A 22407-nucleotide genomic window follows, 5' to 3' on the forward strand; every position below is an offset into this window, starting at 1 on the left:
GTCTTACTCAAACGTTTTCGTGTTGAAAACTTTTATGATCATTGGGTTTTTCTAATTAAAAACAGTGTATTTTTAACAAAAAAATAAAAATATAGAGCTTTAATTATTGATCTTGTAATCTATCCCTATGAAACGAAAAGTAACACTCAAACAAATAGCCAAAGAATTAGACGTTTCAGTATCAACTGTTTCAAAAGCATTAAGAAACAGTAAAGAAATTAGTTTAGACACCAGAAGTAAGGTTCAAGCATTCGCCAAACTCTATAATTATAGACCAAATAATATTGCCCTAAGTTTAAAAAATAAACGTACCAAAACTATTGGTGTCATTATTCCTGAAATTGTACATCATTTTTTCTCGAAAGTGATTAGCGGAATTGAGAAAGAAGCCAATAACAGAGGATACAATGTAATTATCGGATTATCGAACGAATCTTTTGATAAAGAAGTTATTAATATTGAAATGCTTGCTAATGGAAGTATTGACGGTTTTATTCTCTCAGTCGCTAAAGAAACCCTGTTACTTCAAGATTATCACCATTTCTATGAAACCATTAATCAAGGAATGCCAATTGTAATGTTTGATAGAGTTGTAAATGAGATTGCTTGTGACAAAGTGGTTGTGGATGACAAACTGGGTTCTAAAAAGGCTGTTGCCAAATTGATAGAAAGTGGTTGTGAAAACATAGCCTTAATTACCACGAAAGATTATGTAAATGTAGGCAAACTAAGAACTCAAGGGTATTTAGAAGCATTAGAAGAGCATAAAATAGAACCCAAAGCATCTCTCATTATTAAGGCTGAAGAAAATAAAGACAAAGAAGTAGAGATTGAAACTTTAGAAAAGGAGATTTCAGCATTATTGGAGAAAGAAAAAGCGATCGACGGAATTTTTGCTGTAAATGAATTGTACGCAATCACTGCCATGAAAATAGCAATCAACAAAGGATATAAAATCCCTGAAGATATTTCTATTATTGCCTTTACAGATGGTGTTTTATCCAAGCACGCCATTCCTTCGTTGAGCACAATTAGCCAACATGCTGTTGAAATGGGCGAAAAATCTGCAACTATGCTAATTGATAAATTAGAAGAGCTTACAGACGAAGAAGAGTATCAAACACAAGTCATCAATACAACACTAATAGAACGTGACACCACACGATAATAAATTGATTTTCAGTCATCAAATTGTTAAATTTTGACAGAATTCTAGTCTAGAATTGCAATTTCATAGTGGCTGTTTAAAAAAAACAACTATATTTACACCATAAATATCAAGACTTATATTTTTATCTCTCACCCAAAAAGTAAGTTTTGATAAGTTTAAACGCTTATCGTACATAGTTACAAACTAATACATTACGATAATGGAAAAGCGTAGATTAAGTTTCTGGGAAATATGGAATATGAGTTTCGGTTTCTTAGGAATACAGTTCGGATTTGCCTTGCAAGGTGGATTCATGTCTAGAATATTTCAAACTCTTGGTGCTTCTAAAGATGACATTCCAATGTTATGGATTGCTGCTCCTCTAACAGGTTTGTTAGTCCAACCAATTATTGGATACTTAAGTGACCGTACATGGCATCCTCGTCTAGGTAGACGAAGACCATATTTTCTCATTGGGGCAATTCTGAGTTCACTAGCACTATTTTTTGTGCCTTACTCTTCAGCTTTATGGATAGCAGCTGGTTTTTTATGGATACTTGATGCATCTATAAATGTTTCAATGGAGCCTTTCAGAGCATTAGTTGCCGATAAACTTCCAAAATCTCAACGATCTTATGGTTTTGTAGTACAAACATTAATTATTGGTATTGGTACTTGGGTTGCAAGTAATTTACCTAATATCATTTCTAATCTTGGTATTAGTGATGCTGCTGCAAGCGGTGTAGTTCCAATGTCTGTAAAAGTAGCATTCTCTATTGGTGCATTTGTTTTCCTAGTAAGCATTCTCTACACAATTTTTACTACTTCAGAATATCCTCCTGAAGATATGGAAGAATTTGAAAGAGAGAAGAAGCAAAAAAACAGATTTATTCCAGATATTATTGAAAATATTGGTAGTATGCCAAAAACAATGAAACGTTTAGGTGTCATTCAATTTTTTAGTTGGTTTGCATTTTTCACCATGTGGAGTATGTCTAATCCTGCTTTAACAGAACATGTATTCAATACACCAAATCCAACAAAAGACTTGTACGCGAAGGCAGAAAAAACAGATAGTTTCAAAAATGAAAATAAAATCGAATTCTTAGCTTTAGCAGCAAAAGATAGCCTATTTGTTAAAAATGCAATTAAGGATACATTAATTGCTGATGCTCCCATTTCAAAAGAAATTTTAACAACCTATTCTTCATTAAAAAATGAATCTGAAAAACTAGTATATCTAAAAAATAAAGCAAATTCTTTTCAAGATCAAAAAGTATGGTATTGGGTAAGCAATCATAAATTTCAAAAATCTTCTAATGCTGTAGGTTCTTATATGGGAACTTATGGATTATCATCTATGGCATTTGCTCTAATACTTGTATTCTATACTTCAAAAAGAAGAATCAACAGAAAGTTTGTACACATGGGATCTCTTATCTTAGGAGGAATTGGATTTATAATGATGTACTTTATTCCTTCTCCAGACTACTTACACATTAGCTTTACGCTTATTGGGTTTGCTTGGGGAAGTATTTTATCAATGCCCTATGCTATGCTATCCAGTTCGGTTGATCCTAAGAAGATGGGTGTGATTATGGGAATTTTCAATATGTTCATTGTAATTCCTCAAATCATTGCTGCTTTAGGAGGAATTGTATTTATCTCAGGGTTATTTGGAGAAGGAGCCATTAATGCCATGATTCTTGCTGGAATTAGCCTAATTATTGCTGGACTATGTAATTTCCTGATCACAGACAAAAACGCTATTAGTTACCAAACTGAAGAATCATAACATAATAATGAATAAAAAAGGATTTATATTTGATTTAGATGGTGTCATTGTAGATACTGCAAAATACCATTACCTAGCTTGGAAATCCCTTGCCAATGAACTAGGTTTTGACATCACACTAGAACAAAACGAACAACTCAAAGGTGTCAGTAGAGTACGTTCCCTAGAAATTATTTTAGGTTGGGGAAATGTAACACTCTCCCAAGAGCAGTTCTACAAATACATGGCAGAGAAAAACGATAATTATTTATCGCATATTGCACAAATGGATGCAGGAGAAATTCTTCCTGACATCCCAAAAACACTAAACTATTTACAAGAAACACAGCAAGGAATTGCACTTGGATCCGCAAGTAAAAACGCTCGCAAAATTCTACAAAAGGTAGGTCTACTTGAAGTGTTTGAAGGTATTGTGGATGGAAACGATGTAAGCAAAGCAAAACCCGATCCAGAAGTATTCCTAATTGCTGCCGAAAAACTAAATAAAGAACCTAAAAATTGTATTGTATTTGAAGACTCTGTAGCTGGTGTCACTGCTGCCAATAGTGCAGGAATGATTTCTATCGGAATTGGTTCCGAAGAAACACTAGGTCATGCAGATTATGTGTTCAAAGATTTTACCGAAATACAGACAAGTTTTATAGAAGAATTAATAAATAGATGATGGTATTAGGTTTTAAGTATTAGTATTAGTGTCAAGCTAACCTAACATCAAAACCCAAAACCAAACACCCAATAAAAAAATGAATCAGAATTATATAAAACCAGATAACTGGTCTATCATCGAAGAAGGATTTGATACCGAAAGCATCAAGTCTTCGGAAAGTCTTTTTAGCATCGGAAACGGTGCTATGGGACAACGAGCTAATTTTGAAGAATATTACTCTGGAGCTACCTTTCAGGGAAGTTACATCGCTGGAGTGTATTATCCAGACAAAACAAAAGTAGGTTGGTGGAAAAATGGATATCCAGAATATTTTGCCAAAGTACTGAATGCACCAAGTTGGATAGGAATCAATGTAAAGATTAATGATGAGGTATTAGATTTAAATACTTGCAAAAAAGTAGCAGAATTCCGTCGTGAACTCAATATGAAAGAAGGTTGGTACGAACGCTCATTTATAGCAACATTACAAAACGATATCGAAATCGAAGTTTCAGCAAAACGATATCTGAGTTTAGATATTGATGAAGTTGGTGCTATTGCCTATAGTGTAAAACCACTAAATAGTGATGCCACCATAAAATATACACCATATTTAGATTCGGGAATCAAAAATGAAGATGCCAACTGGGAGGAAAAATTCTGGGAAACCATTCAAGTAAAAGAAGAAAACAATCAGGCATTTATCGTTGCCAAAACACTCAAAACAGATTTCTATGCATGTACTTTCATGCAAACAGAAGTAGCCTTAAATGGTAAATCCCTTGAGTTACCGACAAATGTTTCTGAAAAATCAACATACATCTCTTTTAACTATTCACAAGAAGTGAAAGCAAACGAAAGCTTAACCATTTATAAATATGGAGGATATACAGTTTGCACAAATCATGATAAGTATGAACTTATCAATGCAGCTAAAAAAGCATTGCATGAAGCTTCTACACTAGGTTTTGATACCTTATTGGAAAATCAAAAAGAAGCTTGGGCTAAAATTTGGGAAATGGCAGACATCACGATTGAAGGTGATGTAAAAGCGCAACAAGGAATTCGTTTCAATATCTTCCAACTAAATCAAACCTATTTAGGGAAAGATTCTCGTCTTAATATCGGTCCAAAAGGATTTACAGGCGAAAAATATGGAGGAAGTACCTATTGGGATACAGAAGCATACTGCATTCCTTTCTATATGACTACCAAAGATCAGCAAGTAGCACGTAACCTGTTACAATATCGTTATAATCACTTAGAAAAAGCTATTGAAAATGCAGAAAAACTAGGTTTTAACAATGGTGCTGCCTTGTATCCTATGGTAACGATGAACGGTGAAGAATGTCACAACGAGTGGGAAATTACTTTTGAAGAAATTCACCGAAATGGAGCCATTGCTTTTGCCATCTACAACTATACTCGTTATACTGGCGATTACAGCTATATTCCAGAAATGGGACTAGAAGTCATGATCGGAATTGCCCGTTTTTGGCATCAAAGAGCAAGTTTCTCTACAGCAAAAAACAAGTATGTAATTTTAGGAGTTACAGGTCCAAACGAATACGAAAACAATGTCAATAACAATTGGTATACCAACCACATCGCAAAATGGTGTATCCAATTTGCCGCAGCAAATATTGAAAAAGTAAAGAACGAATACGCAACTGATTACGAACGCATCATGCAAAAAGCTCGTGTATCAGATCAAGAAATCTCTTCTTGGATGGAAGTTGCTGAAAACATGTATTTCCCATACAGTGAACAATACGGTGTATACTTACAACAAGATGGATTCTTAGACAAAGACTTGGTAAATGTTGCAGATTTAGATGCTTCTCAACGTCCTATAAATCAAAAATGGAGTTGGGATCGTATTCTACGCTCACCATACATCAAACAAGCAGATACCTTACAAGGTTTCTACTTCTTTGAAGATCATTTTACCAAAGAAGAATTGGAAAAACACTTTAATTTCTACGAACCATTTACAGTTCACGAATCGTCACTATCACCGTGTGTACATAGTATCCAAGCTGCCAAATTGGATAAAATGGACATGGCATATACGTTCTATTTACGTACATCGCGACTCGATTTAGATGATTATAACAAAGAAGTTGAAGAAGGTTTACACATTACCTCTATGGCAGGAACTTGGATGAGCATTGTAGAAGGTTTTGGTGGTATGCGCATGAAAAATGATACACTTTCGTTTGAGCCAAGAATTCCAGAACAATGGAAAGGATATTCATTCAAAGTAAACTATCGAAATCACATCCTTAAAATCAATGTCACACAAAACGGAACCTCTTTCGAACTTGAAAAAGGAAATGATTTAGTGATCTTAGTCGATGGAAAAAAAGTAGCAGTTTCACCAAACGATTTGGTAACTGTTTGAACATAAAGGAGCTATTTCCTGCTTTCCGCTGTATCTTTTTTTGCCATATAGGCAAGCAAAAAAAGGATGCCGCTGCAATCAGGGCTAGTCATAACAGTATTGAGAATTGAGAAATTAGTAGTGAGAGACATTCTGATATCTCAATTCTCAATACTAACAATTAACTACTAGAAAGACTTTCAGATGAAAAAACTAATCGTATTCACCTTACTCGCATTCTGCTTCTCTTGCAAACAAACTGAAGACACTTCATCTGAAAAAACAAAGGTTTCACTAACAGAAGTCACTGAAGTCAAAAACGATATCGAACGTCTAGAACCACCACATTGGTGGACAGGTTTCAAAAACACAAAACTCCAGCTCTTAGTCAAACATCCAAACATTGCAAAAGCAACACCAAGCATTGCAAATTCCAATATCAAAATTGAAAATATTCAAAAAGGAGAAAGTTCAAATTACCTTTTCATTGATCTAGATATTGCAGAAGCTCAGGTTGGAAAATTTAATATCGAGTTCAAATTAGAAAATAACACAACACTTACTCAAACCTACGAACTCAAAGAACGTACAAAAGCTGCTGATGATTACATAGGTTTCAACAGTTCAGATGCTATCTACCTTATCACACCTGATCGATTTGCTAATGCAAAACCTGAAAACGACGTATTTAAAAATATGAACGAAACTACGATCGATCGTACAGATCATTATGCACGTCATGGTGGAGATATTAAAGGAATTACTGAGCATTTGGACTATATTGAAGACTTAGGTTTTACAGCAATCTGGTCCTGTCCACTACTCACCAATGATATGAAACAAAGTTCCTATCACGGATACGCAATCACAGATTATTATCAAGTTGATCCTCGGTTTGGAACATTTGAAGAATACAAAGAATTGGCAAATAAAGCTGACGAACGTGGCATAAAGCTCATTATGGATCAAGTAGCAAACCATTGCGGGCTAGAACATTGGTGGATGAAAGATTTACCATTCAACGATTGGGTAAACTATCAAAAAGATTTTGAAAATGGTGAAAAAACAACCTTTTCAAATCATAGACGCACATCCAATCAAGATAATTATGCTTCTCAAAGCGATCAAAAAGGCATGACCGATGGTTGGTTTGTGAAGACAATGCCCGATTTAAACCAACGCAATCCATACATGGCAAACTATAGTATTCAAAACAGTATTTGGTGGATTGAATCTTTAGGTTTGAGCGGAATTCGTCAAGATACCTATCCGTATCCTGACAAAGAATTTATGAGCAAATGGGCAGGCGCAATAATGACAGAATATCCAAAGTTTAGTATTGTCGGTGAAGAATGGAGTTACAATCCATTATTAATTGGCTACTGGCAAACAAGCGCTAATAATAAAGACGGTTACGAAAGCAACTTAAAATCTACGATGGATTTTGCCATGCAACGTAAAACCGTAGAAGCATTAAACGAAGAAGAATCGTGGGACAAAGGTTTGGTAAAAATCTATGAAGGTTTGGCAAACGATTTTCATTATGCAACACCAAAAGATGTTATGATTTTTCCAGATAATCATGATATGAGTCGCATCTTTACACAACTCAAAGGGGACATTGTGAATACCAAAATGGCGTTGAGTTATTTACTGACGTTACCAAGAATTCCACAAGTATATTACGGAACTGAAATTTTAATGAACGATTTTGCAAAACCAGGCGATCATGGATTAATCAGAACAGATTTCCCTGGTGGTTGGCAAGGTGATAGCACCAATGCATTTACAGGTGAAGGCTTAACAGCAGAGCAAAAAGACATGCAATCCTACCTAAAAAAACTATTGAATTTCCGCAAAAATAGCAAAGTCATTCACGAAGGAAAAACGGTTCATTTTGCACCGTTCTTGGGAACCTATTTCTTATTTAGGACTCTAGGCGACCAAACGGTAGTGCATATCATTAATAAAAATGAACAGCCTATTATGATTGACTTAAAGCGTTATGCAGAGATGAATTTAAAAGCAAAAACATTGACGAATGTGATCACAGGAGAGCAATTTATGTGGAATGATGACATTAAACTCAAAGAAAAAGGAAGTATAATTTTGACAACGAAATAACATCTCGACTGCGCTCGATGCAACACATTATGAAATACAAAATCACTATCATATTAATCTCTTTGCTCTTACTTTCCTGCAAAGGACAACAAAAAGACGACAATACCAATGGTAAAAAATCAGTCATGATGATTGTGAATGATTTACCAAGCGATCATGATTATTCAAAAGACATTTATATTTCAGGTGATTTTGAAGGTTGGTCTGGCGGAAGACCAGAATTGAAACTAGAAAAAAAAGATAAATACTATCAAATTACACTTCCAAATCATAAGAACAATATCAGTTTCAAATTTACACTCGGAACTTGGGAAAGTGTAGAGCTTAACGAAAAGCGTCAGAACATAGAAAATAGAACCTATTCTTTTAAAGAAACTCCTGAAACAATTAATATTTCTATTGGCGCTTGGTCTGATGGCAAAGCAAACGAAACCGTTTCTAGCAAACAACCCAATGTAGAAATCTTTGCGGAAGCATTTAAAATTCCTCAACTCAATAAAACACGAAAAATCATGGTGTATTTGCCACCAAACTATGCAAACACTAACGATTCGTATCCTGTACTATACATGCATGATGGACAAAATGTATTTGACAAAGCAACTTCATATTCTGGTGAATGGGAAGTAGACGAAACGCTCAATAAATTACATTATACACATGGTTTGGATGTCATTGTAGTTGCTATTGACAACAGCGAAGATCGTATGGAAGAATACACTGCTTGGAAACATGAAAAATACGGAACGCCTCAAGGAAAGGAATATGTGGAATTTATTGTTAACACACTAAAACCAGCTATTGATCAGAAATATAGAACTAAAAAAGATGTAAAAAACACTGCCGTTATGGGAAGTTCTATGGGCGGATTAATTTCACATTATGCGGTATTTGCACATCCTGAAGTATTTGGAAAAGCAGGCATATTTTCACCATCATTCTGGATATCTGAGAAGTTATTTCGCTTCACAAAGCAACAAATGATGAAAACGAAAGACTCAAGATTATACTACTTAATGGGCAAAAAAGAAGGTGAAAACATGGTAGAAAACCTTCAAAAAATGCTAGAATTACTAGATACTAATGCTTTTCCAAAAAACAATATCAATGCTAAATTTTCTCCTGATGGAACGCATAATGAATCTTTTTGGCGCAGCGAATTAAAAACAGCCTTGCTTTGGTTATTTGCTGAAAACGTTAAATTTCAACCAAGTGATGGACCTAGTGCACGAGAAGTGACAACCGTAAATTTAGCTAGTGGAAAACTCATGCGTGTCGTCGATTTTCCATCAAACTATATTCGCCCAAGAAATGTAGATGTGTGGTTGCCTAAAAACTATTCAAAAGACAATAAATATAGTGTATTGTACATGCACGATGGGCAAATGTTATATGATGCTGCTACCACTTGGAACAAACAAGAATGGAAAGTAGATGAAGTGGCTTCTCAATTAATGAAAGAAGGAAAAGTTCAGGATTTTATAGTAGTATCGCCATGGAATATTTCAGAAATTAGATGGCAAGATTATTTTCCTCAAAAAGCATTTAGTTATCTGAATGCTGAAACACAAAAGAAACTTACTGATGAAGCAAAGCAAAGGAATTTTTCATTAGCGTTTAATGCAGATAACTATTTAAAATTCCTTACTAAAGAATTAAAACCATACATTGACAAAACCTATGCCGTAAAAACCGATCGTGAACATACCTTTGTCGCTGGTTAGAGTATGGGCGGATTAATTTCGATGTATGCGATGTGTGAATATCCAGAAATTTACAGTGCTGCTGCTTGTATTTCGACACATTGGGAAGGCATTGTTCCAACCACAGAAAATAACCCTGTTCCAGATACAATTTTTGCCTATATGAGCGATCATTTGCCATCACCTGAAACACATCGTTTCTATTTTGATTATGGAACTGAAACTCTTGATAAATATTATCCGCAATATGCGCCAATCGTGGATACGATATTTAAAAGAAAGGGATACACAGAGAAAAACTTTGCGAACTTGAAATTTGAAGGCGAAAATCATTCTGAAAATGCTTGGCAAAAACGATTGCATATTCCGTTCACCTTCTTATTAAAAAAATAGCCCATGAAATTCATTAAAATTCTACTCATATCAGTTTTATGTTTGCAATTTTCTGTTGCTCAAAATGCGGATCGAAAATTCATAAATTTTAAGGAAAGTTCTCCTAACAAATACTTTGTAAGTGTTTCTGATGGTGTGTATCTTTTTCGTCTGATAAATGACGAAATTATAGAAACAACTTTTGTCCCAAAAGGTCAAAAAATAGAAGGTATCAGTCATGCTGTCATTTTAAAAACAGCTGAAAAGATGAGTGCTACAGAAAAAGGTTCGTCAATTGAGTTAGTTTCTGATGGAATTTCAGTGACTATCACAAAATCACCATTTCAAATTGCATATAGTTACAAAGGAAGGCCTATCATTTCTGAAAAAAATGGCTATCAGAAAGTGAAAGAAGGTGAAGCGATTCAATTCAACTTAACAAAAGACGAAGTTTTATTTGGTGGTGGCGCACGCGCTTTAGGTATGAATCGTCGTGGAAATCGCTTAAAATTATACAACCGAGCTCATTATGGCTATGAAACTCGTTCAGAATTGATGAATTATACCATGCCCATTGTGATTTCATCCAACAGATACATGATTCATTTTGACAATGCGCCAATTGGTTATTTAGATTTAGATAGTAAAAAAGAAAATACTCTTACCTACGAAACCATTTCGGGTCGTAAAACCTATCAAGTGATTGCTGGTGATTCTTGGATTGATATGATTGACAAGTATACAGATTTGACGGGAAAACAACCATTGCCGCCACGTTGGGCATTTGGAAACTTTTCAAGTCGATTTGGTTATCATTCACAAGCAGAAACAGAAGCAACTATCAAAGCTTTTAAAACAGAAGAAATTCCCGTTGATGCGATCATTCTAGACTTGTATTGGTTTGGAAAAGAGATAAAAGGCACTATGGGAAATTTACAAGTCTACAAAGACTCGTTTCCAGATGCCAAACAAATGATCAAAAATTTAGATGATCAAGGAGTAAAAACTGTTTTCATTACAGAACCGTTTATTTTAACGACTTCCAAACGTTGGTATGAAGCTTCCAACTTAGGAATTTTAGCCAAAGATTCTATTGGTGAACCTTATAAATTCGATTTCTACTTTGGAAACACCGGTTTGGTCGATATTTACAATCCGAAAGGTGAAAAATGGTTTTGGAATATCTATAAAGATTTAGCTGACTTAGGTGTGGCAGGAGTTTGGGGCGATTTAGGCGAGCCAGAAGTACATCCAGAAAAACTCATACATCACACAGGAACTGCCAACGAAAAACATAATATCTACGGACATGATTGGGCACGATTGGTTTATGAAGGTTATGCCAAAGATTTTCCAAATGTGCGACCTTTTATTTTGATGCGTGCAGGCTATTCAGGTTCGCAACGTTATGGGCTCATTCCTTGGTCTGGTGATGTCAACAGAACTTGGGGCGGATTGGAATCGCAACCAGAAATTGCACTACAAATGGCAATGCAAGGTTTGAGCTATATGCATTCTGATTTAGGTGGTTTTGCTGGTGCAAATCTGAATGATAACTTATACATACGTTGGTTGCAATACGGCGTGTTTCAACCTATTTACAGACCGCATGCACAAGAGGAAGTGCCGAGTGAACCTGTATTTCGTTCGCCACGTGCTAAAAAATTAGCCAAAGAAGCCATTGAATTACGTTATCAACTGTTGCCGTATAATTATACTATTGCTTTTGAGAACAATCAAAAAGGAACACCATTGATGCGCCCGTTGTTTTTTGAAGAAACAGACAATAAAGCTTTATATACAAATGCTTCTACCTATTTATGGGGAAATGATTTCTTGGTAACACCCATTGTAAAAGATAGTGTACAAACTAAAAAAGTATATTTTCCAAAAGGTTCGGTTTGGTTTGACTTTGAAACAGATGAAAAAGTAAATGGCGGACAATCAAAAATAGTTCCTACTATAGAAAATGCGATTCCTGTGTATGTTCGTGGTGGCGCGTTTATTACTATGGCAAGTCCAATGCAAACAACCACAGAATACAATCCAAATACGCTTCAATTACACTATTATCACGATGAAAGTATTGCAAAAAGTGAACGCAACTTGTACAACGATGATGGAGAAACCAAGAATGCTTTTGAAAAAGGAATGTATGAATTGTTAACGTTTGAAAGTACACTGAAAAAGAATCGTTTGGAAATTGAGTTAGAAGCTGATACTGGGAAAAAATATGCTTCTAGTACAAAAAGCATTCAAGTCGTCATTCACAATATGAATGTAAAACCCAGAAAAATAAAGTTTCGCGGAAAGCGTGTCAAATTCAAATGGAATAAAACCTACAAGACGGTCAAATTTGACATTAGTTGGAATACTAAAAAAGAACGTAAAATAACGATCAAATTATAGAAATTAACATATAAGCCAATGAAAAATTTAAACTTATTCTTAATCATAGCACTTCTTTTCCTGTCATGTAAAACAGAAAAAAAAGAAGTTATAAAAACACCAGAACCCCAAATAAAAGAAATTGCTGCCGTTTCTTCTGATATGATGGAAAATGCGGTAATTTATGAAGCAAACATACGTCAATATTCAAAAGAAGGTTCTTTTGATGCCTTTACAAAAGATATTCCTCAATTAAAACAATTGGGCGTAAAAGTGATTTGGTTGATGCCTATTTTCCCTATTTCAGAAACCAAACGCAAAGCTACAGGCGATAAGTTTGCTAGTGATATTGAAGACCCTGAGGAACGTAAAAAATACTTAGGAAGTTATTATGCAGTTTCAGATTTTACGAAAATAAATCCTGAATTTGGAACAATTGAAGATTTTAGAGAACTCGTAAAAACGGCACATGCTAATGATATCTATGTTATCTTAGATTGGGTTCCAAATCATACAGGTTGGGATCATACATGGTTAAAAACAAATCCAGATTTCTACACAAAAAATGCAAAAGGCGAAATTACAGATCCACTAAATGAAGATGGAATACCAGTAGGTTGGGCAGATGTAGCAGATTTAAATTATGACAACAAAGAGCTTCGAAAAGCTATGATTAAAGACATGCAATATTGGTTAACCAAAGAAAATGTAGACGGTTTTCGTTGTGATGTGGCAGGTTCTGTACCAACTGATTTTTGGGAAGAAGCTATACCTCAACTCCGTGCTACAAAAGATATTTTTATGCTAGCAGAAGCTTGGGAACCTGAACTATTAAAAGGCAACTTATTTGACATGGCGTATGGTTGGGATACACATCATCGAATGAATCATATTGCCAAAGGTGAAGAAACGGTTGCCAACTGGGATAAACGGATACAACAAATTGATTCTTTGTATGAAAACAATGATATTTTGATGAATTTCGTTACCAATCATGATGAAAATTCATGGAATGGAACTATTGAAGAACGCATGGGCAAAGGAGCAGCTGCATTTACGGCTTTGAGTTATATAGCACCTGGAATGCCATTAATCTATTCTGGACAAGAGTATGATATGAAACATCGTTTGAAATTCTTTGAGAAAGACGAAATTCCAAAAGCAAAAGGTGAAATGTGGCCATTATTGGAAAAATTAGGCGCATTAAAAAATACAAATACAGCTTTACACGGCGGAAAAAATGCTGCCTCTTATACAAAGTTACAAACAAGCAAAGGCGATCAAGTGTTAGCTTTTAAACGCGAAAAAGATGGCAAGCAAGTGTATTATATTGGAAATTTATCCAAAGAGCCTGTCATCACGACGATTGAACTTGCAGGAAACTTTACGAATCACATAAATGGAGATACGATTATCTTCAGAGAAGGACAAGATGTTGCTTTACAACCTTGGCAATATATGGTGTTAGTTTCTGAGTAATTTACATTACAAAATACACACAAAATTAGACTCCGTTTTATTGCGGAGTTTTTTATTAAATGCATTCAAAAAATTGTTTGCAATACTTCAATTGAAGGCACATAAAAAGAGCCTTCTTGCGAAGGCTCTTTTCTCTTACCAAAAATTGGTTATTCTTATTTGGGGTCTTAGGGTAATAAGGGAAATAATTTATAACCAATAAATTACTTTAACCATGAAAAAAAGTTAAGTCCAAATATAACACCTCTAATTCATAAAACCCTATATATTAGACAATAACTTACATTCCTTCGACGAACGAATACTTTTTATAGACGAATGTAAAGCATATTGCCAAATTAATGTTAAATCTTTTTTCTAAAAATATCTTTAAAGTTAAAAAACACCTACAATCTGTATCAGACATCACAACATGGGATTTTTTGAGATATTTGTAAGCATATAAATAAAAAAATACTTTTATAAGTATCTTTGTTTTTTGTTAAAAAAAAGAAGACTCTATGGAAGAAAAAAATATGGAAATTGCAACAGTTGGTGGTGGTTGTTTTTGGTGTACCGAAGCTGTTTTTCAAGAAGTAAAAGGTGTGGAAACAATTGTTTCTGGATATACTGGTGGAACTGTTCCGGGAACACCAACCTATAGAGAAGTTTGTTCGGGACTTACAGGACATGCAGAAGTCGTACAATTAACCTTTGATGCTGATGTGATTTCTTTTCAGGAAATTTTAATCATTTTTATGGCCACCCACGATCCTACAACCCTGAATCGTCAAGGTGCTGATGTGGGAACGCAATATCGTTCTGTTATTTTTTATCACGATGAATTACAAAAGCAAACAGCTGAGGCTGTAGTTAAAGAACTGTCCGAATATTATGATGCTCCAATTGTAACCGAGATAGCTGCAGCCGAAACTTTCCATAAAGCTGAAGCTGAACATCAAAATTATTACAGACAACACCAACAGCAAGGATATTGCAGTTATGTGATTACGCCTAAACTGACAAAACTTCGTAAGCTGTTTGCCGATAAGTTGAAATAATCGTGTTTATTTTTTCATTACTTTGGCTTGGGTCGTCGCTTCAACGAATTGAACTTCCAATCAAGACTTAGCCTGAAAAAACGTTGTAATACCAAACTCTTTGTATTTTGTATAAAGTCTGTGATAACAATACGTCTTGTATTGATATTTTGATCGAGCACATCATAAACTTTGAGAGATATGCTAGCATTATCGTCCAAAAACTATAAGACAACGCACTGTTACATGACCACGTGTATTTGTCAAAATCACCTAAAACATTCGGATTGTAGATATAAAGCACCCTATTTGCCCTAATCAATCTATCCAAAATTTAAGTTTCTGTATAAAAATTCCGTGTATGCGTGATGACTTCTTTATACTTAAATCCCACTAACAAATATTTAGTTTATACAGAATAACAATTGTAATGTACTTTAAAATCAAACATTTTTTTCCAAAAAATGGGAACTCTAAACATAATACCAACATTGAAAAAATTGGTCAAATCGTCTGTATTTATAGACTTGTTCCTTAGAACACCATCTGTTATAGGGTTAAAAAACAGCTATTTAGAAAAAACCAATTCATTATTTTCAAAATTGTGTGAATTATGACCTAGTACGGGGCTTATTAGAGCACCTTAGATACTTTTTTTTGAGTAAAATTTAACTAAATTCAAAATTCTTTTTGAGCTTGTTCATTAATAGAATTGATCTTTATTTCTTTTTCCGATTTAATGAAGAAAAATTAAAATAGTTTTCTAGTAATTTCATTTCATTACCCTGTTTATTTCATTATGATACATGTACAAAAAAATCGTTGTTTACTTCCTGTTTGCGTAGTGCTTCAAAGACGACAATATTTTCACAATACATTTCCTTCACTGCCTTGTTTACCAAATGATAAAAAGCTCACTATCCAAAACAGATCCGAAAAAAAGTAGTTTTTATAAAAAGGTTTTCATAAATAAAAATTTTATTAGTTATATGTAAAGGTGAATTATTTTAAAAAAAGTGACGAAATGCTTGATATATGATTATGAGCTTGGCATACAAACTGTCCTATAAATGAAGGCAATAAATCAGTCGTTATCATCTCCAATAATACTCAACAACCATCATTAAAATAGATTGCCCCTCTATAGTTAATAAGCTCATCGCAATGATTGTCATGATGAGTACGCAGATAACCATGATAAAACCATTTCGTACTAGAAAGAAATTTTTTCGATGCATTATTTTGTCTAAATCTTGTTCCATAGCTTATAATTTACGCGCTTAATTCCAATTGATTTTTTACAAGGTTAAAGTAATAACCTCTCACAGACACTAATTCTTCATGTGTACCTTTTTCAACAATATTTCCTTTTTTTAGTACAATGATTTGATCGGCATGCTTTACTGTTGAAAGTCGATGGGCGATTTTGACCACTGTTTTTCCTTTAAAGAATTCATCTAAGTTTTCATAAATGATTTTCTCGTTTTCCGCATCTAATGCTGACGTAGCTTCATCAAAGAAGATAAAGTGTGGATTTTTATACACAGCTCTGGCTATAAACACGCGTTGTCGTTGTCCGCCCGACAATCCGTTTCCATTACTTCCTACTACTGTTTGTAAGCCTGAAGGTAACGAAGAAACAAAGTCTGTTAAATTTGCTATATGCAATGCTTTTTGTAATTGTTTTTGATCTACATCTTCATCGCCTGTGACAATGTTGCGTTCTAAGGTGTCTGAAAATAGGAATCCATCTTGCAGCACAATTCCACAATTTTTACGCAAGTCTTTTGCTGATATATGTTTTAAATCGTTATTTTCATATTTAATCATTCCGCCAACAGGTTCATAAAACTTGAGTAATAGTTTCATAAGTGTTGTTTTTCCACTTCCACTTTCGCCTACAATAGCTGTGGTTTTGCCTTTTGGAATATTAAAGCTGATGTTTTGAAGTACATGTGGTGAACGTGGACCATGATATTGAAATGCGACCTCTTTTAGTGTAATTCCTTTTGGAAGTTGTATTATGGAAACATCCGTTTCTTGATATAATGGAACATCGGTTTCTTGGACTTCATTTTCTACTTGTTGGACTTCGTATAAGCGTTCAAGACTGAGTTTTGCAAATTGCCACGATCTAAAAAATTCTATCAATTGATCTACGGGCGAATTCATTTGTCCGATGATGTACGAAATACTCAATAATGCGCCCAAGGTGATGTTTCCTAAGATGACTTCTCGCGCAGCAATAAAGATGACAATGATATTTTTGAGCTGATTGATAAAATCATATCCCATCAATTGTATTTGATCGAGTTTTAGTGATCTTAAATTGATTTTGAAGAGTTTTATTTGTGATTTTCTCCATTTTGAGATGCGATAACGCTCCATTCCATTCAACTTTACTTCTTGGATTCCATTGATCAATTCAAAAACAGATTGTTGACTTTCCGTTTTGTAGTTGAATTGATAGTAGTCTATTTTTTCCATCTTTTTTAGGAAGAATAACGACCATACAATGGCAAGCATCGTTAAGGATGAGTATATAACTAGTATTTTATAATCGTAATATGTCAATACTAAGAAGAATACAAAGAAGTTGAGTGATGAAAATACCACCATCATACTTTGTGAGGTGAGAAATTCTTCAATACGCTCATGATCTTGAATACGTTGAGAAAAGTCGCCCAATTGCCTAGAATCAAAGAATGAGAATGGTAAGAGTATGATTTTATTTAAAAAGTCAGAGACAATGGTAATGTTGATCTTTGAATTGATGAATAGTAATACCCAACTTTTGACGATTTCCACCACAGTAGAACTTAAAAATAGAAATACTTGCGCCAACAGAATGATAAATACAAAATCTAAATTTTCTGAATTTACGCCCGTATCTATCAATGCTTTTGTTAAAAATGGGAAAATTAATGTAAAGCAACTTGTAACTGCCAAACCTAAACCTAATATACCCATTTCGCGTTTGTATGGCTTTAAAAAGTTAAAGACAAAACTCCAACTAAAGGCTTTTTCTTTGGCCACTTCTTTTTCATAGAATGCTTCTGTAGGTTGCAAAAATAGCGCGATTCCACCGTCTTCATGTAGCCACAAGTTTTCAAAATCCTTGCGTGGCAAAGAAATGCGTCCGTGCGACGGATCTGCAATTTTAAAGGATTCTTTTTTATTGATAGGATGTCTTTTTACATCATACAATACTACATAATGTCCATCATCCCAGAATAAAATACATGGCAATGGTGCTTTTTCTATTAAGGTATCTACATCAATTTTTACGGCCATGGTTTCAAATCCCATGTGCATGGCTCCTTCTTCAATTCCGAGGAGACTCGCGCCGTCTTTGCCCAAAAAACACTCGTCTCGTACTTGTCGGATAAAGTATTTTTTTCCGTAATGACGTGCTACCATCACCAGACACGTTGGACCACAGTCCATAGCGTCGTGTTGATATACAAAATCAAAAGGTTTTATGGTATGTAACAAGTGTTTTAACATGAGTTCTTTTTTCTAGAATTCGGTGATTAGTGTTTTTAATGGATTGATGCTCCACTCGGTCCACTCGTTGGTATATGGATTGTAGCCGCATTTCAGTGGTTTGCTATGGTCATCGTCAGTATTTTGGGTAAAGGCTCTACAGTCCGAACAGTTGTATCTAAACTCGCAATCTTTACAAATGGCGATGTCGTCTTTTTTGACATTCCATAGTTTTTGGTAGCTTTTTTGTTGAATGACATCTTGGATACGTTTTTCTTTGAAGTTTCCGTATGTCTTGGTCATTTTTGGACAATTTTTGATATTCCCCATTTTGTCAATGGTTAGTTTTTTGAACAAACAACCATTATGTCTTTGATGAAGGAGATGCGTATTCATGTCAGAAAAATCGAGTGCATCAAACGAAATAACACCGCAGCAGCCTTCTTTGAAATTGATGGTACGATAATTTATTTTCCCAATTTCGATTGGATAAAAGTTTGCAGTTTGCAATCGGAATTCAAGTGATTTGTTTTCCGGAGCACTGTAAATATGTACATGACTCAGCATAGAATTGTCTTTAAAAATTGCATGCCACTCATCTTTAGTGATCGTGCCTGCATTAGCCAGATACATTTCAACAAATAGAATATTGGTTTGCTTTACAATTTGTAGTACTTTTTGCACGAATGTTATGTTGGTGTCGGAAGCTACTCGCAGTTGTACTTCGTTACAACGCATTTCATTGATTTGAAATAGTAGTGAGGTAAAGTCTTCTTCTTCAAATACTGCTTCGTCCAGTTCAATAATTGCATCTTTGATGAAAATTTGATCATCGTCAAAAGCGGTAGATATTTCTGGAAAGAGTGCAATATTTTCAGTTAAAAATCCGTACTCATTTATCAACATGTATTCAATGAACTGCAAAAAACTTCCTTTTGAGTCTTCATCAACAGCTTCCAAACTGTTTGTTACTTTTTTGCGATTGATATCTTGTACCAAATCGTAGTATTCATTCGGAATTACCTGTACTTCTCCGCGTCCGTAATCGATAATCACACTGCGTTTTGCTCCTTTGACCAGCTTGCAGCTTGACGACACGAAAAATATATCATTTGGTGTAAATTTCATCTTCTTTGGTGGTTTTAGGATTTTCTATTTTACATATAATTCTACTAGGGTGATACTGTCGCATTTCACTACTCTGGGTTCTAGAGTTGTGTTTGTAGAGTGTAAGTTCGTCTTCTATATTGGTAATTTGGTTATAGAATATTTTTTTGAAAAACATTGGCAAACCTTTGAGCTGTTCGTTGCTCAGTTCTACTCTATCTAGTGGTAAATCATTTTGTGCTTCCATGGATGAGGTATTTAGCGATTATTTGATCCAGATGATAATTACACGGTAAACTCGTCATTGCATATTGTCCAACTGGATTTATTTCTAAAAAGACGTATTCGCCTTTCTCATTGACAATCAAATCCACCGAACCGCAATTGAGATCTAAGTGATTAAAAACTTTAATAAGCTTGTCCTCAATGTGTTTTGGGACTTGATAGGTTTCAGTTTTATTGGGGCGTGCATCAGAATATTTTCTGAAATCTACTCTGGTTTGTCCAATAGATTGTGACATGATTGCCATGGAGTAGAATTTCCCATCTAGATAAAAAGCTCTAATTTCCATCTGCTTCTCTATGATGTTCATAATCATTGAAGGAAACACAGTGACATCACTTCCCGTAAAGTCTGCTTTTTTATGAGATTCTGTGTAGGTATAATAACTCTGATTTTCGATCATTTCATACACACCTTCTGCAATAGACTTAGTGACAAATTCTTCCTGTATCTTACTTTGTTCTATTTGATTGAGATTAGATATAATTTCATAATCAGGAGTTTGCAATCCGTATGAAGCCGCAATGTCTAATACTTCGAGTTTGTTTAATCCATAGCGCCAAGGACTTCCGATATTGATCTTACAGTTGTCATATATACGCTTTAAAATGTATTCTTTCAAATCTTTTGTTTCGGTAGAAAGTAAGTTTTTAGATCCTTTAATCAAGGGTGTTAAATCCAAGTCGTCCACTATAAATTCTTTTCTAGGATCGCCCAGTAAAAAATTCCTTTTACTAATTCCTGTGCGTCTCCACCAACAGCTTTTGGCATCTAGCAAATTGTACGTTTTGTTTGTTTGGGTATTTGTAAAATAAATACCATCCTTGTTAATGAGTGAAAATTTATAGAGATCATCGTCAGCATTAATTCTGACTACTTCTTCTCCATAGTGTTCTAACCAACCCATTACGTCAGCAGTAGAAAGTTCATGTGCTATAGAAAAAATTAGTATCATCTTCGTTTGTATTAGCGCATTGATGTCTCAATACTAGTTAAAAAAATTATTTGGTATATAGTTCTAAGTACAGAGAGCTAGTTGCTCACATTACTCCCTGTACTTAAAAGCTTTTACAGAAAATTAGTCTGTATCCACGTTTTTGAAATCGTGGTCAGTTCCCGTACAAGAGGTTCCTCTTCTACTTGACTTTGTTACACCACTTCCACCTTTAGTGTTCATTTTGTCGTTTAGCTCTAATTTTTCGTTTTCGAACTCGTTTAAATTGATTTTTTTACTCATAATTTAAATTTTTAATGATTAATATTGTTTTACAATTGAGAAGAGATTAGTCTGTATCCACATTTTTAAAATCATGGTCTGTTCCTGTACAAGAGGTTCCTCTTCTACTTGACTTTGTTACGCCGCTTCCACCTTTAGTGTTCATTTTGTCGTTTAATTCTAACTTTTCGTTTTCGAATTCATTCAAATTGATCTTTTTTTCCATAATTGAAAATTTTTAATATTTGATAATAAATCTTGTTATAGTTTTGTCTTCTTTTGGGCATTGACTTCTTCCCTGCCTTTTTCTTGTGGTAGCAAAGGCGTGCTACAATCATCGGCCTATGATGTTTTTTATATCTAAATTTTATTTTAGTCTCTGTCATGCTGTTGCTGATCTTGATCTTGTCCCATACTTCTGGTATACAATCGATGCGAAGTAGTTTTACCACTTCCTGCTCTGGTATGCATGTGCTCCTCGATGGATAGCTGCTAACTTTGAAACTCTTTTAGGTTGATTTTTTTCATGACTGTTGATTTTTACATTAACAATCTCTATCGAAAGCTGTGTAATCGCAATCCGTACTCGTGGATGCTGTTCCTCTTCTTCCTGTGCGGGTGACACCACTTCCTCCTTTGGTTTGTAAGCGTTCTTCAACCGATAATTTTTCACTTTGAAATTCTTTTAGATTGATTTTTTTACTCATGATTAAAAGTTTAGTTCATTTATTATATTATCCACAGTCCCAATCTGATGCCTTACAATCTGTATCTGCTCCTGTACTACTCGTATAACTTCTTCTCGTATACGTAATTCCACTTCCTCCTTTAGCTTGTAAGCGTTCGTCAACCGATAATTTTTCGCTTTGAAACTCTTTTAAATTGATTTTTTTCATGGTTACATCTTTTTAATTTTTATCGTATGGAAATCCGCCAGTTTGAGACTTGGCTTTTGTGGCGAATTCCACGATAAAAAACCTTTAACATATTATGATTCAAACTGTTTAACTATCACAGTCCTGACGACGGAAATCGTGATCTGTTGCCGTAGACATGGTGTAGTTTCGTCTTGAAGCTGTTCCACCACTATCTCCTTTGATATTTAGCTTTTCAGCCAACGTTAGTTGCACTGCTTCAAATTCTTTTAAATTAATTTTCTTAATCATTTTAAATACTTATTAATTGAACTATCACCTTTTCGTAGGCATGACGATTTCCTTGGTCTTTTCTTTTTATTTTCATGGTAAAGACCTAAA

The 22407-nt window shown here is 34.5% G+C and carries 17 protein-coding genes and 1 pseudogene; 9 read left to right on the forward strand and 9 right to left on the reverse strand.

All coding sequences use genetic code 11. The annotated features are described in order from the left end of the window. The first annotated feature begins 127 nt into the window (after window positions 1-127). The 9 genes and pseudogenes from MK119_RS01235 (at window position 128) to msrA (ending at window position 15080) form a co-directional block, all read left to right on the forward strand. On the forward strand, window positions 128-1168 hold the full coding sequence (locus tag MK119_RS01235; protein ID WP_290669854.1) for a LacI family DNA-binding transcriptional regulator: 1041 nt from the start codon (window positions 128-130) through the stop codon (window positions 1166-1168). 202 nt (window positions 1169-1370) lie between these two features. After that, window positions 1371-2945 (forward strand): MFS transporter, encoded by a 1575-nt coding sequence (locus MK119_RS01240; RefSeq protein WP_290669857.1) that lies wholly within the window; start codon window positions 1371-1373, stop codon window positions 2943-2945. A gap of 7 nt (window positions 2946-2952) precedes the next feature. Next, on the forward strand, window positions 2953-3609 hold the full coding sequence (pgmB, locus tag MK119_RS01245) for a beta-phosphoglucomutase (RefSeq protein ID WP_290669860.1): 657 nt from the start codon (window positions 2953-2955) through the stop codon (window positions 3607-3609). Window positions 3610-3688: 79 nt separating this feature from the next. After that, a complete protein-coding gene (locus MK119_RS01250) occupies window positions 3689-5995 on the forward strand; it encodes a glycoside hydrolase family 65 protein (protein WP_290669863.1) in 2307 nt (768 codons plus the stop codon). Between the two features lie 183 nt (window positions 5996-6178). After that, the gene (locus tag MK119_RS01255; protein WP_290669866.1) at window positions 6179-8098 is read left to right on the forward strand and encodes a glycoside hydrolase family 13 protein; all 1920 of its coding nucleotides are present in this window, start codon (window positions 6179-6181) and stop codon (window positions 8096-8098) included. A 128-nt stretch (window positions 8099-8226) separates the two neighbouring features. Continuing rightward, a pseudogene (locus tag MK119_RS01260) lies at window positions 8227-10194 on the forward strand (alpha/beta hydrolase-fold protein). Window positions 10195-10197: 3 nt separating this feature from the next. Beyond that, window positions 10198-12582 carry a TIM-barrel domain-containing protein gene (locus MK119_RS01270; protein ID WP_290669875.1) on the forward strand — a complete coding sequence of 795 codons (2385 nt, stop codon included), beginning with the start codon at window positions 10198-10200 and terminating at the stop codon, window positions 12580-12582. An 18-nt stretch (window positions 12583-12600) separates the two neighbouring features. Continuing rightward, a complete protein-coding gene (locus MK119_RS01275; RefSeq protein ID WP_290669877.1) occupies window positions 12601-14040 on the forward strand; it encodes an alpha-amylase family glycosyl hydrolase in 1440 nt (479 codons plus the stop codon). Window positions 14041-14540: 500 nt separating this feature from the next. Beyond that, window positions 14541-15080, forward strand: a complete 540-nt coding sequence (gene msrA, locus MK119_RS01280) for a peptide-methionine (S)-S-oxide reductase MsrA (protein ID WP_290669879.1) — start codon at window positions 14541-14543, stop codon at window positions 15078-15080. A gap of 1251 nt (window positions 15081-16331) precedes the next feature. On the opposite strand, the gene MK119_RS01285 is transcribed toward msrA, so the two are convergent. The 9 genes from MK119_RS01285 to MK119_RS01325 all read right to left on the reverse strand — a co-directional run bounded on the left by MK119_RS01285 (window position 16332) and on the right by MK119_RS01325 (window position 22317). After that, complete coding sequence (locus MK119_RS01285; RefSeq protein ID WP_290669882.1) at window positions 16332-18566, reverse strand: peptidase domain-containing ABC transporter; 2235 nt, start codon at window positions 18564-18566, stop codon at window positions 16332-16334. 12 nt (window positions 18567-18578) lie between these two features. Continuing rightward, window positions 18579-19673: a grasp-with-spasm system SPASM domain peptide maturase gene (gene gwsS / locus MK119_RS01290; RefSeq protein ID WP_290669883.1), complete on the reverse strand. Its 1095-nt coding sequence runs from the start codon at window positions 19671-19673 to the stop codon at window positions 18579-18581. Continuing rightward, on the reverse strand, window positions 19654-19899 hold the full coding sequence (locus MK119_RS01295; protein WP_290669885.1) for a hypothetical protein: 246 nt from the start codon (window positions 19897-19899) through the stop codon (window positions 19654-19656). The genes gwsS and MK119_RS01295 overlap by 20 nt, the downstream gene beginning before the upstream one ends. Then, window positions 19883-20890, reverse strand: a complete 1008-nt coding sequence (gene gwsG / locus MK119_RS01300; protein WP_290669887.1) for a grasp-with-spasm system ATP-grasp peptide maturase — start codon at window positions 20888-20890, stop codon at window positions 19883-19885. The genes MK119_RS01295 and gwsG overlap by 17 nt, the downstream gene beginning before the upstream one ends. Before the next feature lie 123 nt (window positions 20891-21013). Next, entirely contained in the window at window positions 21014-21172 is a 159-nt protein-coding gene (locus MK119_RS01305; protein WP_290669889.1) for a hypothetical protein, read from the reverse strand. 46 nt (window positions 21173-21218) lie between these two features. Continuing rightward, the gene (locus MK119_RS01310) at window positions 21219-21377 is read right to left on the reverse strand and encodes a hypothetical protein (RefSeq protein ID WP_290669891.1); all 159 of its coding nucleotides are present in this window, start codon (window positions 21375-21377) and stop codon (window positions 21219-21221) included. Window positions 21378-21696: 319 nt separating this feature from the next. After that, the gene (locus MK119_RS01315; RefSeq protein ID WP_290669893.1) at window positions 21697-21858 is read right to left on the reverse strand and encodes a hypothetical protein; all 162 of its coding nucleotides are present in this window, start codon (window positions 21856-21858) and stop codon (window positions 21697-21699) included. A 27-nt stretch (window positions 21859-21885) separates the two neighbouring features. Further along, window positions 21886-22047 (reverse strand): hypothetical protein, encoded by a 162-nt coding sequence (locus MK119_RS01320; RefSeq protein ID WP_290669895.1) that lies wholly within the window; start codon window positions 22045-22047, stop codon window positions 21886-21888. Between the two features lie 108 nt (window positions 22048-22155). Further along, the gene (locus MK119_RS01325) at window positions 22156-22317 is read right to left on the reverse strand and encodes a hypothetical protein (protein ID WP_290669897.1); all 162 of its coding nucleotides are present in this window, start codon (window positions 22315-22317) and stop codon (window positions 22156-22158) included. Between the last annotated feature and the right edge of the window lie 90 nt (window positions 22318-22407).

The sequence above is a fragment of the Kordia sp. genome, from assembly GCF_022447245.1.
GTDB lineage: Bacteria > Bacteroidota > Bacteroidia > Flavobacteriales > Flavobacteriaceae > Kordia.